Below are 12,941 nucleotides of genomic sequence, written 5' to 3' on the forward strand. Positions count from 1 at the left end.
TGTGCGTTTCTTGCTATTATTCGATACTTACATAAATTTTTTGTTGTCATAGTTATATGACAACAACCATTAAAATTGATTTCTGGAGATTAAAACAAAAAACAGCCTATGCATCCATAAAAAACGCATTTTTGATTATTGTTGTCCTATAAGCAGGGGTAAAGTTGGGTAAATAGTATCTGTTTGATAAGAAAGATAATATTATTAGAGAACCTTACTGAAGGTCATGATAATCGTAGTATCTGTAGGCGGGTCGGTACTTGCGCGCGAATTGAACCCGGAAAAGTTCAGAGAGTACGCATCTGTATTAAAGGAGATATCCAAAAAGAACATCCTGTTTATCGTAACAGGAGGCGGCAAGGCTGCACGCGATTATATTGGCGTGGCCAGGGCACTTGGCGCGGATGAGGCGACATGCGATTTAACAGGCATAGAAGTTACGCGTCTCAATGCCAGGCTGCTTATCGCCGCTCTGGGGGATGACGCTTACTACGAGCCTCCCCTGGATTATAATGAGGCAAAAAAAGCGGGCATGTCCGGCAAAATAGTTGTCATGGGCGGGGTAGCGCCGGGCCAGACCACGGATGCCGTTTCTGCTGTTCTTGCGGAATATATCGGCGCCGACCTTCTTATTAATGCCACGTCCACTGATGGGGTTTATACAAGTGACCCGAAAAAAGATAAAAATGCAAGGAAATTTGAAACCATGACTCCAGAGAAGCTTATTGAAATTGTCATGAAGACCCAGATGGTTGCCGGGGCAAACTCGCCTGTGGACCTGCTTGCTGCCAAGATAATAGAGCGCAGCAATATAAAAACAATAGTCCTGAACGGGGAAAAGCCCCGGAATATCCTGGACGCTGTAAACGGGAAACATAACGGGACAGTGATTGAAAAAGAATAGGTTATTACAGTAAGCCCTTTAACATATTGAAACCCGTATCCAGTGCGGTTTTAAGTATCTCAAGCGGATTGGGGATGTTCAGGTAATCAACCATTATCGGTATCGCCACAAAAGTACCGACCATACTCCCGAGATTGGCAAGACCTGCTACAAGTATAAGTCGAAAGAGTTTGTTCTGCATTAATTCTTTCATTGTTTCGGCTTTCATTATCGTCTTGAGATCATTCGTGGTCGGAGGACGGAAATGAGCTTCCACTATTCCTGCCAGCCATCCTACAGCCAGAAAAGGATGCAGGAACCCGAACCATGCAAGGCTGAAAGCGGTAAGGGCTGACAGGGGGTGCCCCCTGGCAATAAGAACGCCGGCGGCTGAAAGTATGCCCTGGACAATAAACAGGTACATCAGCGCGGTCAGAAGGACTGTTGAAGAAATTTTATCCTGGAACAGGAGAAGAGCTATTAATCCCACAACCATCGCTATGATCGCAACAGTCGCAACCTTGAACCAGCTGAACCGCTTTTTGGGGACTGTATCCAGTCCTTCGACCGCAGGTATGGTTTCCGGGGCGTTAAGATACCTCTGTATGCCTTCCCTGTGACCTGCACCCACAACTGCTACGACCTTACCTTCCCTGGACAGGTCAACCAGGTTTTTCGCCATGAAAATATCCCTTTCATCAAGCAGGACGGAAGCTGCGCTTGGGGCTACCTTCCGTAATTCCGAAACGAGCTGGGTAACAACATCTTCCTGTGTCACCGTGTCCATATCTATGTCTTTTGTGCCAAAACCAAGTGTTGCAGCAACAAGAGAACCGAACAGCCTGAGCTTCTCCAGAATGGACATCTTATTCCAGAAACGTCCGAGCGTGACCTGGATATCCCGGTCGATGAGCGCAACGCAAGCCCCGCTTTTTTCAGCCTTATCGATGGCTGACAGCATCTCTGCGCCGGGTTTGACTCCAGTATCCGAGCCTATTTTTTTCTGGACATAAGCCAGAAGCCAGTGTAACAGGAAGTAGTAGAACTTCCCGCCGCTTAGCATCTCCTTTATATTTATTTCTTTGACCTCGTCTTCCCCTTTCAGGGCTTTGTACCTTCCTTTGCACAGCTCGACCGCCACGATATCCGGCTTTTCCCTGTCGATGACATCATTGACCTCTGCCACGCTTTTCTCAGAGACATGAGCAGTTCCGATAAGGATGACCCTGGAGCCTGAAGATAAGCCCGGGTTCCTGTAATTGAAATTGCAACTTGCAGCGTAACTCCCTTTATTCATGTTTATTCCAGTAATTGGACAGCCCTCAAAATGTCTGTTCGGGATACTATGCCCGTAATTTTTTTATCATCTTTAACTATTACTCGCCCTATGTTGTTCGTTGCCATAAGTTTTAATGCATTTACAGCATCATCATCTTCTTTGCTGGTTATAAGCTCTTTTGTCATTATCTGTGAAACTTTAACGTTTTTCCTCTCCTCTTTAGGGACTTTTAATACATCAGTAAAAGTCACTATGCCGTTCAGTTCTCCATTATCAACAACAGGATACCCCATATGCTTCAGCCTGAACATGATCTCTACGAGTTCTTCTACTGACATTCCGGAGTTCACTGTTTTGACATCTCCTGACATGATATCTTTTATTTTCACGCCTTCAAGTATAACATTGACGGCTGTGGATTTCTCTTCTTCTGAAGCGCCTATGTATATAAAGAATGCGATGAGAATGAACCAGAATCCTCCAATCGCGGCTGTTAAGAACCCGAAAATACCCATCAGTATGGCGAACATCTTGCCTATGCCTGCCGCAGCCTGTGTGGCTTTGATATACGGCATCCTGCCTGCCAGCCATGACCTGAGCAACCTGCCGCCGTCCATCGGGAATGCCGGGATTATGTTGAAAACGAACAGGGTTATATTAATGTACCCTATAATCCAGATGAGGCGCAGATAAGGGTCGGAAGGCAGACTTGCGGGTCTAAAAAGCTCGTATATTATTAAAAGCACCGTACCGATCAGGAGACTGACAGCCGGTCCTGCAAATGCCATTTTGAACTCCACCTTTGGGTTCCTGGGTATTTCTTCCATCGACGAAACCCCGCCGAACAGGAAAAGAGTAATACTCTGGATCTTGGATCCGTGTTTCAGGGCTATATAAGAATGACCGAGCTCATGCAATAATACGCAGGTGAAAAGCAGGATGGCGGTAGATAAAGCTAATGCATACCTGAGCGAGACTGGCATCACATCTGCAAAGCCGAACATCGGCGTATTGCTTGCAAATATCCATGCAAAGACCGGTAGAATCAGAAGAAAGGTTATATGCAGTCTGATCGGAATCCCCATTAATCTCCCTATTTGTATTGATGTGCTCATGATGTACCTCTACAGCTACTATAACTATTTATGTTAATATTACGTATAGATTTTGTGTAATGTTGCGAAAAGGATATAAGACCCAATTTTTATTAAGGCATATTGCAGCTTTGAATTAGCGATAATGTTATGATGAATAACATATAATTCATTAATAATACTAGTTGATTGCAATGGAAAAAAATGAATTAAAGAACCAGGATCTTCTTGGGGGGTTGGACATAGCATCGACCAAGGATATCGAGGTTCCAAAACAGTTAATAGAACAGGTCATAGGGCAGGAACACGCAGTCGAGGTTGTCAAGAAAGCGGCTAACCAGCGAAGGCACGTGATGATGCTCGGTACTCCCGGTACCGGTAAATCAATGCTGGCAAAAGCTATGGCTGAACTGCTGCCCAAAGAGGAATTACAGGATGTGTTGATATACCACAATCCTGAGGACGCGAATAATCCCAAGATACGCATTGTTCCTGCCGGAAAAGGTAAAGAGATAAGCGACGCCCACAAGCTTGAGGCGCAAAAACGGACACAGGCGAGGAACATGTTCGTCATGCTTCTCGTTCTTGGCATCATAGCATACTCCTTCTATACGGGAGCGCTTCTCTGGGGCATCATAGCGGCAGTATTGATCGCTATAATGATGCGCCAGTTCATGCCGAAAGAGACGATATTCATTCCGAAGCTCCTTGTTTCAAACGCAGGCAAGGATATCGCGCCTTACATTGATGCCACGGGCTCCCACGCCGGTGCGCTGCTGGGCGATGTCCGCCACGACCCCTTCCAGTCTGGAGGACTTGAGACGCCGGCTCACGACAGGGTGGAAAGCGGAGCCATCCATAAGGCGCATAAGGGAGTCCTGTTCATCGATGAGATAAATACGCTGCGTATTGAATCCCAGCAGAACCTCCTCACAGCTCTGCAGGAGAAGGAGTTCGCAATAACTGGCCAGTCCGAGCGTTCAAGCGGCGCAATGGTCAAGACCGATGCCGTTCCGTGCGACTTCATTATGATAGCTGCAGGCAACCTTGATGCCCTCAAGGGCATGCATCCGGCATTGAGGTCGCGCATCAAAGGATACGGTTATGAAGTTTTCATGAGCGATACGATCGAAGATACCGCTGAGAACAGGCAGAAGCTTGTGCGGTTCGTCGCCCAGGAAGTCTTAAGGGACGGCAAAATACCGCATTTTGACCGGAGCGCTGTAGAAGAGATCCTTCGCGAAGCCAGGCGCAGGGCAGGAAGGAAAGGGCACCTTACCCTTAAACTCCGCGACCTTGGAGGGCTTGTACGGGTTGCCGGCGATATAGCGCACGGCGAGAAAGCGCTGCTGACAACGGCGAGCCATGTATTAAAGGCAAAGAGCATCGCCCGCTCGGTTGAGCAGCAGGTCGCGTACCAGAGCCTTGAGCGCAGGAAAGATTACAAGCTGTTCGTCAAGGAAGGCGCACAGGTAGGCAGGGTCAACGGTCTTGCTGTGATGGGAGAGGATTCAGGCATAGTTCTTCCTATAATAGCAGAGGTCACGCCCACCCAGTCAAGGTCTGAAGGTCACATCATAGCCACCGGTATGCTGAAAAGCATAGCAAGGGAAGCGGTACAGAATGTCTCCGCGCTAATAAAGAAGACCACTGGCAAGGATATATCGGCAATGGACGTCCATATCCAGTTCGTGGGCACTTATGAAGGCGTAGAAGGCGATTCTGCCAGCATATCCATAGCTACGGCGGTACTTTCGGCTATCCAGGGAATCCCCATAGACCAGAGCGTTGCGATGACTGGCTCGCTTTCCGTTCGCGGCGATGTGCTGCCGGTCGGCGGCGTCACTTACAAGATTGAAGCTGCGGCACGGGCAGGGATCAAGACCGTGATAATTCCCAAATCGAACCTCGGAGATGTGCTCATCGAGGATGAGTTCAAGGATATGATAAAGATCGTCCCTGTTACGGATATCGAAGAGGTGCTGGAATACAGCCTCGTGGGCGTAGATAAGGAAGGTCTTATAGCTACCCTGAAGAAACTTGCCTCAAGAACGAAATTAAATATAGCCATACCCGATAGCCGTCCGGTTGCAGCCCTGTGAGATAACATGGATTTTTACGATACCCGTGTTATAAAGAGCGTCAGCACAGCCATCATCCTTGATAATGGCGAGATCAGGGAAATCTCTAACAATTTCTCAAGCGGGGCTGCTGTGCGCGTCCTCAGCGGAGGGACATGGGGTTTTGTCTCTCAGGATAATCCCGAGAACCTTAACGAAGCGCTTGCCTCCGCCAGGAAACTTGCTGAGGCTGCAAGAGACAGGAGCCACCGGGCGCAGATAAAGCTTGCACCTGTAGAAAAGCCTACGCTGCGCAATCTTCCACAGGTCGTTGAAAATCCCAGGGACATTTCTATCCAAGACAAGGTAAAATTACTTGTGGAACTCGAAAAAGAAGCGCGCAGTGATGGGATTAAAAGTACGAGCATTATTTATTCGGAATCCCTTACTACGGTCAGTTACTCAAGCTCGGAAGGGCTGGATTGTGAATATACCCTGAACAGGATGGGTTTTGCGGTCAGTGCAGTTGCGATGTCCGAAGGCATGTACCAGATAGGCAGGGAGAGTCGCTTCGGGGTATCAGGATTTGAGATTTTTAAAAAACATGACGCTTTCGGGCTTGCGCGCAAAGCTGCCAGCACAGCAATCGAGTTGCTTTCTGCAAAAACGCCAAAAGGCGGCACTTACCCTGTGATACTTGACCAGGAGCTTGCAGGCGTGTTCATCCACGAAGCTGTCGGTCATGCAGTTGAAGCCGACCACGTGATGGAGGGCAATTCCATACTTGCAGGTAAAATAGGCGAGCAGATAGCATCGCCTCTTATTACGGCGTATGACGACCCGTCCCTTCATGAATTCGGCTATTACCCTTTTGATGATGAGGGGGCGGAATCGAAAAGGACGACGTTGATACGGGACGGCGTGCTGAAGTCGTATCTCCACTCACGCGAGACTGCAGGCATCTTCGGCGGCGAAAGCAGGAACAGCCGCGCCCAGGGATATACCCGTCCTGTTATCCGGATGAGCAATACGTTCATAGGCGACGGCGAAACTAAGTTCGATGAGATGCTTAGCGAATTGAAGGACGGGATATACCTGAAAGGCTCGCGCGGCGGTCAGGTCAATCCGGGCGAGGGTGTGTTCCAGTTCAATGCCGAGCGCGGGTACATGGTCAGGAATGGCGAACTCACCACACCGCTGCGGGATGTTTCCCTGTCAGGACATACGCTTGAGATATTGAATAATGTGGTCGCCGTCGGGAACGACCGCGAGATGAACTCAGGACGGTGCGGGAAGGCGGGACAGCTTGTGCCTGTGAGCGACGGGTCGCCGCATTTGCTGGTCAGGAGGGCAATGGTGGGAGGGGCGGGGTGATTAGACGATGTGTTTCTTATAAGCATCCCATACATCCTGGGCAATCCTGGCATATTTTGCCTTTGAGCCTGCGATATCTGCACCGAACCATCGGACAAATTCCTGGTGGATTATTTTCTGCAAGTCCTCTACCGAACGCGCTTCTATCAGTCGTGGAAGAATCGTGCTAACTTCTGGCTAGTTTAACTCTTTAAACCAAATAATTTATGTAACCTCTCAACCACTTCAGCCTTCATCCGGGGTGTTAACTCTCCCAATTCTCGCCTTATAAGTGCTGTCGTAACCGTCATAAGTCGATGCAATCGAAGTGTAGATGATACATGCAGACCAGTTACAATAAAATCCGCGTGGCTTGAGTCCAATACAACATCGGTTTCCAGTAGGTCATTGCCAGTTACTATTCTACTGGTGATAAATGCCAGAATTACGTGGCGATGCGGGCCGATAGGGTTGGTCAGGCATACTGCAGGCCGTACTTTTTGTGACGAAAGGTCATCAAAAGGGAAAGGGACAAGGACTACCTTACCGATTGTCATAGAATGGTCTTCCATCCTCGGATGTATAAATATCCTCTTCGGGTTCTTTCAGGAAATCAAAAGCCGGATTGTTGGCTGCTGCATAGAGCCACTCCTTTTCATCAATATCTGCCTCTTCAGGCAATAGAATAATGACACGAACCTTTGTTGGACCTGCTACAGGCAGAGGCTCATCTAAATGAAGCCGGTGCTGCGCATCAATCGTTCCCGTTGTTTCTATGGCTTTTACTGTAGCATCCATATTGGTTTCCTCTTTCTAATTTTTATTTATTGTATACAGAGAATTTATAATTTCCTGCGAGCAAGGAACTTGTGCCTGTGAGCGATGGGGCGCCTCATGTGGTGGTGAGGAAGGCTGTGATGGGAGGGGCGGGGTGAAGGTAAAACCATGTTATCCTTTACTATCAACTCGTAAATGGTAATTTTTCCTGACCTTTTAAAAAACTTCTTCGCATACTTAAAGATATCCAGCTTTTATTCTCTTTTACAAGCTCGTACTTCTTTTTAATCTCCTCAAACTTGTTTTTAGCAATTTGCCAGAAGCCGTCATCCACGATGACTTTCCCTTCCACGAGTGCATCAAGCGCAAGAGGATTTCTTTTCTCTATCATTTTAAGAAATTCGTTTTTTGTGTATCCCTTAACCTCGATTGGCGTATCAGTCAATGAGTAGAGGAACTCAAGCCTTTTTAAAGGATTCTCTGGAAGCTTATCAGAAATTACAAGAAAATCAATATCGCTCCAGATGTTATAATCTCCCCTTGCCATTGAGCCGTAAAGGATGCCTGTGAATTTGCCAAGCTTAGAGGAGGCAGCTTTTGAATACTCCTTCAAAACATCAATTACCTCATTCATATTTCTTCCTGTTAGCAATGCAAAAATCGCATATCTTTTCAGCACAACTTAGCGCCTCAAGCGCAGTTTTATCATCATAAAACTCAAAGGGACTGCCTTCAGTAAACGCATCTGGATATCGTGCCGGCACATAATGCCTGTCCAGTGTTTTTGCGCAGGATGTCAGGGTTTGTATTGAAAGACCATATATTTCCAAATCCCTGAGCAGCTTTACAATGGAATGCCCATAAGCTGAGACCCCAAGTCCCTTTAAGAGCCCTTTAACAGCATATTCCGCCGCCTGTTGTGCCTTGAAGCAGCACCAGTTATAGCTTTTTGTTGAATAATCCTGACGTGCGGAATTTAAAGTATCTGACGCCTGCGCTATCCAGCGCTCGAATTCTTCTTTATCAAACATTATATAGAAATGATTTTGTAGAGTTAAAAGGGTTTCCACAAGTATTTTTAAATTGTTTCATGATATTAGGCAGCGCATTTCTTATAAACATTAATGATGCTATCGCTTTGAAATTAATCTTATGCATAAACTTAAAAAGAATCCTGCCAGAAAAACCGTTGACTCAAATCCAGGAGTTGCCGGAGCCGCTTGAGATTTCTCTCTTACTACATTCCAGATGGTCGCATTATTACCTTCGTATCCCAGAGCCCAGAAGCCCATACCTCCAAGATTTTCAGAGCTGGCATAATCGAGTTTTAAACCAAGGGATTCATCATCATCGTACCATACCTGATGCCAGGTGCCATTGGACTGGTATCTATACCAGGGGGTGTGAGAGCCGGAATCCCATATCCTTTCATACATTTTTGCATTTGCAGTAGCATTTTTCATATAAACCGCCGTACCTGCTCCTGTGGTACTTGCGCCAGGCTCACTTGAAGAAGAAGGCCAGTCATAACCGTGGAATGGCATGCCCAATATTATCTTATTAGGCGGATAATATTTTTCAAGCATCTTTACAGAGTCTTCAATATCCTGTTGAGTTGTATCATTAAAGGGTGAGACAGCACCTGTCGAGGTGTCATTTAACCAGTGATAATCGTATCCCATGAGGAACATAGCGTCAGCATATTGCGATAAAGTGGCGTTGCGGTACACGCTGTTAACGCTGTGCTGGACAGCAAAAGAGATATGAAAGCTGGGGTTTGCGTTCTTAAGAGTGGTATATAAAGTCCTAATAAAGTTCTCCATCAGAATGCTGTTTGATTCATTAGTAATTGAATTTGTATCCCTGATACCTTCAAAATCTATAGAAACGCCGTCTGCGCCATAATACTGTATTTTTTGCAGTATATTTACTGCCAGCTCCTTCTGGTTGCCGGCAAGGATAGAATCCTGCACATCCGGATTAAAGGAATCAACAGTTAAAGTCACTTTCACATTATGTGCGTGGGCTGCATCCCTGACATTATAATAATTTGTTCCAATGTTACTTGTATTCAATGTTCCATCAGGATTAGCCTCAATAGAAAAATAGGATACATAATTCAAGATATCCCAGTCCGGCTGGTATGATTGGAAATCCGTCCAGTAGGGCCAGAAAGCGTATATCACTTTAGAGGATGAACTACTGTCAGAAGCTCCCGAATTAGTTGTATTCAGTAAGATAAGTATGACTGATAACAATATCGCTCTTGAAGTGTTTTTGTTTATCCTGTCTCCGATCATTTTCCTCTGTTGCTTCTGGTATCTGCTCTATTATAATTATGCCGGCTATAGTTGGCATAAGGACGGATGTTATCCTATGGCGCAAAGTACTGTTGAAAAATATTTATGGGTTAGCCTCTTCGACCCTTGGAACAATGGGATTAACAGGGCAAATGCTCGGTACGGGAATTGTCACGCTATAAGAAGCGAAAAAGCAGCATTCATGGTTTTTGCAATTCTCTGTTTTATCGTTATATTCGTTTCGTTCGCAAGAGGCAGGATAAAATAAAAAGGTTTATTTAGTTTGCTTACAATTATAAGCTGGGGTAGGTAACGCTTAGTTCCGTAACTTCGGTGGCCCTATGTTGTATTACTGAACTTCTCGCAGGGTGGTATGCGGTCGGTATTGCCACTGGTTACAGCCTACATATATTAGATATCAAAAAATCTAGGGTGGTGACTATGGTAAAAATATTTGAATGTTTAATAAATACTAAAATGATGAACCTGATAAAAATTGCATTTATCAGTCTCGTATTGTTCTTAAGCAACATACCTCTGTCGTCGGTGGCAGCTTTGAATACAACGTCTGAGACAGGAAGTATCTATTACTTTGATGTAGAATCAGGACAGGGTGGATGGCAAACCGATGGCTTGTGGCATATTACAACCAACAGGTACAATAGTCCCGGCCACAGCTTCTGGTATGGGGATGAAGCAACAAAGACCTATAATACAGGGGCGGCAAACTCAGGAAGCCTGATATCGCCTGAAATAATTCTTCAGGATAACAGCCAGCCAGTTCTTGATTTCTGGAGCTGGTACCGAACAGAACACAGTGAGGACAGTGATACCAAGCTGGTTCAGATTTCTGTGAACAATGGTCCGTGGACAGACCTGCTGAAGATAACCGATGCCCGGAGTACCTGGAATAAAGAGTCGATATATCTTTCTGATTATGCGGGGAATACGATAAGGCTCAGGTTTTTATTTGATACTATGGATGATAAACTTAACAATTATGAGGGATGGTATGTGGACGACATATCATTAAGCCTGAGGGAATCTGCACCAGCCAGCATGCCTGAGCCAGCATCCGCTCCTCAACCTGCCCCTGCTCAGGTCTCAAATGACAGTATCTATTATGTTGCTAAAAATGGGAATGATAATAATCCGGGTACAGAACAATTGCCATGGCTGACTATCACAAAAGCAGCAAATACTTTAGTCGCCGGACAAACTGTTTACGTCAAGGCAGGTACATACAACGAGAAAATTACAATAAAGAACTCAGGAAGCCCGGATGATTACATTACTTTTGCTGCTTATCCCGGTGACAATGTAATTATTGACGGCTCAGGGATAAATGTCCCCGATTGGGATGGATTGGTTCGCACCTTCGGCGCAAGTTATGTGAAGATCTCAGGATTCAGGGTTGCACACTCCAAGTTCATGGGGATCATGTCGACAAGCGATTATGGGTCTCCCGCAAAACTACCAGTCGGTATGATAATCGAGAAAAATTACATTACTGATACTTCATCCTCTGCAATATTCGTAGAGGACGGAAGGAACATTATTATAGATGGGAATGAGGTCACAAATGCCCAGACTATGCAAGGATTAAGCAAGCAAACGCATGAGACAATTACCCTGACGAAAGCTGACGGTTTTGAAATAAAGAACAATAAGCTCTATAACAACCACTTTGAGAGTATCAATGCAAAAGAGGGGTCAAGCAACGGAAAGATACATCATAATGATATAAGCCAGCATGAAAGCGCTGGTATTTATGTGGACGCATGGGATAAAACAGCCCATGACATTGAAATATTTAACAATATTATACATGATGGCACAATAAAATGGGCGAGGGGAATAGCTCTTGCTGCTGAGAGCGACGCAGTCTCAGGAATGTCAGGGTCTACAACAATATCGTGTACAACAACGCTGCCATAGGAATAACTATAGCATCATATAGCACCGGTCCTGTAAGTGATGTAACTATTTCAAGCAATACCGTGTACAATAACGGGCTGGTAGATGACTGGGGCGGCGGGATAATAATAGGAGATACGAATGCTGTAAATGTTATAATCGTGAATAACATTGCATATCAGAATCAGGCCCGGGGTGATTTAATTACTGATAATGGAGGAAATAGCGCTCTTTTCAATAATCTTGTTGGAATCGATCCTATTTTTGTTAATGCTGCTAATCATGATTTTCATCTCCAAAGTTCATCTCCTGCTATAGATAACGGTTCATCCTTTAATGCTCCAAATGTGGATTTCGATGGTAATTCCCGACCCCAGGGTGCAGGATATGATATCGGAGCTTATGAGTTCGTGCCTTCTCCTGTTCCATTTAACTTTTCCTTGTCTTTGAACCCATCAAACGGTTCCGTTACTCAGGGTGAAAGCACATCCACAACCGCTACTGCGACGATTGTATCGGGCGCTTCAAAACCAGTATCGTTCTCATGTTCAGGACTGCCGGCGGGAGCATCCTGCTCGTTCAATCCGTCCTCCTTGTACCCGACTAATTCTTCAACACTGACGATATCGACTTCGGCTTCAACTCCAGCTGGCACATATTCTATAACAGTTAGCGGAGCAGGCGGGAGCATAACAAGGAATGCGAAATATAACCTTACGGTCATTCCAGTTTCAGTTCCATTTAATTTCTCCCTGTCTTTAAGCCCATCAAACGGTTCGGTGGTGCAAGGCAATAACATATCTACGAGAGCTACTGCAACACTTACATCAGGCGCTTCAAAACCAGTATCGTTCTCATGCTCAGGACTGCCGGCAGGAGCATCCTGCTCCTTCAATCCGTCATCCTTATACCCGACTAATTCTTCAACGCTGATAATTTCGACTCTGTCATCGACCCCGGCAGGTACATATCCTATTACGGTCAGCGGAACTAGTGGGAGTATAACAAGGAATGCAACTTACAGGCTAGATGTAATTCCCGTTACCCCAGTTCCATTTAACTTTTCCCTGTCTTTAAACCCATCAAATGGTTCGGTCGTGCAAGGCAATAATATATCTACGGTAACCACTGCAACACTCATATCAGGTGCTTCAAAACCAGTATCGTTCTCATGTTCAGGACTGCCGGCGGGAGCATCCTGTTCGTTCAATCCGTCATCCTTGTACCCAACTAATTCTTCAACATTGACAATATCGACTTCGGCTTCAACTCCAGCTG

General features: G+C 45.7%; 15 protein-coding genes and 1 pseudogene. 6 read left to right on the top strand and 10 right to left on the bottom strand.

What is annotated here, in order from left to right:
• Positions 1–226 precede the first annotated feature (226 nt).
• Positions 227–904 carry a UMP kinase gene (pyrH, locus tag MNV_RS05425; protein ID WP_096204342.1) on the top strand — a complete coding sequence of 226 codons (678 nt, stop codon included), beginning with the start codon at positions 227–229 and terminating at the stop codon, positions 902–904.
• A gap of 4 nt (positions 905–908) precedes the next feature.
• Here the strand turns inward: pyrH and MNV_RS05430 are convergent, their stop codons facing one another.
• Together MNV_RS05430 and MNV_RS05435 are read right to left on the bottom strand one after the other, a co-directional pair.
• Positions 909–2,180: a TraB/GumN family protein gene (locus MNV_RS05430; protein WP_096204343.1), complete on the bottom strand. Its 1,272-nt coding sequence runs from the start codon at positions 2,178–2,180 to the stop codon at positions 909–911.
• Positions 2,181–2,182: 2 nt separating this feature from the next.
• Positions 2,183–3,277, bottom strand: a complete 1,095-nt coding sequence (locus MNV_RS05435) for a CBS domain-containing protein (protein WP_096204344.1) — start codon at positions 3,275–3,277, stop codon at positions 2,183–2,185.
• A gap of 173 nt (positions 3,278–3,450) precedes the next feature.
• On the opposite strand from MNV_RS05435, the gene lonB reads away from it, so the two are divergent.
• Both lonB and MNV_RS05445 read left to right on the top strand, forming a co-directional pair.
• The gene (gene lonB / locus MNV_RS05440) at positions 3,451–5,358 is read left to right on the top strand and encodes an ATP-dependent protease LonB (RefSeq protein WP_096204345.1); all 1,908 of its coding nucleotides are present in this window, start codon (positions 3,451–3,453) and stop codon (positions 5,356–5,358) included.
• A gap of 6 nt (positions 5,359–5,364) precedes the next feature.
• On the top strand, positions 5,365–6,690 hold the full coding sequence (locus tag MNV_RS05445) for a TldD/PmbA family protein (protein WP_096204346.1): 1,326 nt from the start codon (positions 5,365–5,367) through the stop codon (positions 6,688–6,690).
• Here MNV_RS05445 and MNV_RS20520 read toward each other — a convergent pair whose 3' ends face one another.
• The 6 genes from MNV_RS20520 to MNV_RS05470 form a co-directional block, all read right to left on the bottom strand.
• A complete protein-coding gene (locus MNV_RS20520) occupies positions 6,691–6,813 on the bottom strand; it encodes a hypothetical protein (protein ID WP_256999959.1) in 123 nt (40 codons plus the stop codon).
• Positions 6,814–6,872: 59 nt separating this feature from the next.
• Positions 6,873–7,241, bottom strand: coding sequence for a type II toxin-antitoxin system PemK/MazF family toxin (locus MNV_RS21170; RefSeq protein WP_394336531.1), 369 nt, complete (start codon positions 7,239–7,241; stop codon positions 6,873–6,875).
• Positions 7,213–7,467 carry a hypothetical protein gene (locus MNV_RS05455; RefSeq protein ID WP_096204348.1) on the bottom strand — a complete coding sequence of 85 codons (255 nt, stop codon included), beginning with the start codon at positions 7,465–7,467 and terminating at the stop codon, positions 7,213–7,215. The genes MNV_RS21170 and MNV_RS05455 overlap by 29 nt, the downstream gene beginning before the upstream one ends.
• Before the next feature lie 163 nt (positions 7,468–7,630).
• Complete coding sequence (locus tag MNV_RS05460; protein WP_096204349.1) at positions 7,631–8,080, bottom strand: nucleotidyltransferase domain-containing protein; 450 nt, start codon at positions 8,078–8,080, stop codon at positions 7,631–7,633.
• Positions 8,073–8,477, bottom strand: coding sequence for a HEPN domain-containing protein (locus MNV_RS05465; RefSeq protein WP_096204350.1), 405 nt, complete (start codon positions 8,475–8,477; stop codon positions 8,073–8,075). Before MNV_RS05465 ends, MNV_RS05460 begins: the two co-directional genes overlap by 8 nt.
• A gap of 99 nt (positions 8,478–8,576) precedes the next feature.
• Positions 8,577–9,746, bottom strand: coding sequence for a glycosyl hydrolase family 18 protein (locus MNV_RS05470; RefSeq protein WP_096204351.1), 1,170 nt, complete (start codon positions 9,744–9,746; stop codon positions 8,577–8,579).
• A gap of 76 nt (positions 9,747–9,822) precedes the next feature.
• Here MNV_RS05470 and MNV_RS18960 point away from each other — a divergent pair, with 76 nt between their 5' ends.
• The 3 genes and pseudogenes from MNV_RS18960 to MNV_RS21175 form a co-directional block, all read left to right on the top strand.
• Positions 9,823–10,014: a hypothetical protein gene (locus MNV_RS18960; RefSeq protein WP_143311651.1), complete on the top strand. Its 192-nt coding sequence runs from the start codon at positions 9,823–9,825 to the stop codon at positions 10,012–10,014.
• Between the two features lie 173 nt (positions 10,015–10,187).
• Positions 10,188–11,684, top strand: a complete 1,497-nt coding sequence (locus MNV_RS05475) for a right-handed parallel beta-helix repeat-containing protein (protein ID WP_096204352.1) — start codon at positions 10,188–10,190, stop codon at positions 11,682–11,684.
• A pseudogene (locus MNV_RS21175) lies at positions 11,663–12,061 on the top strand (choice-of-anchor Q domain-containing protein); the annotation flags it as partial. The gene MNV_RS05475 and the pseudogene MNV_RS21175, both read left to right, overlap by 22 nt.
• Positions 12,062–12,135: 74 nt before the next feature.
• On the opposite strand, the gene MNV_RS20525 reads toward MNV_RS21175, so the two are convergent.
• Positions 12,136–12,558 (bottom strand): hypothetical protein, encoded by a 423-nt coding sequence (locus tag MNV_RS20525; RefSeq protein ID WP_256999960.1) that lies wholly within the window; start codon positions 12,556–12,558, stop codon positions 12,136–12,138.
• A 123-nt stretch (positions 12,559–12,681) separates the two neighbouring features.
• Positions 12,682–12,941 (bottom strand): hypothetical protein (locus MNV_RS20530; RefSeq protein ID WP_256999961.1); only part of this gene is annotated, 260 nt, incomplete at its 5' end.

Origin of the sequence: Candidatus Methanoperedens nitratireducens (genome assembly GCF_900196725.1) — an archaeon.
Taxonomy (GTDB): Archaea; Halobacteriota; Methanosarcinia; order Methanosarcinales; family Methanoperedenaceae; genus Methanoperedens; species Methanoperedens nitroreducens_A.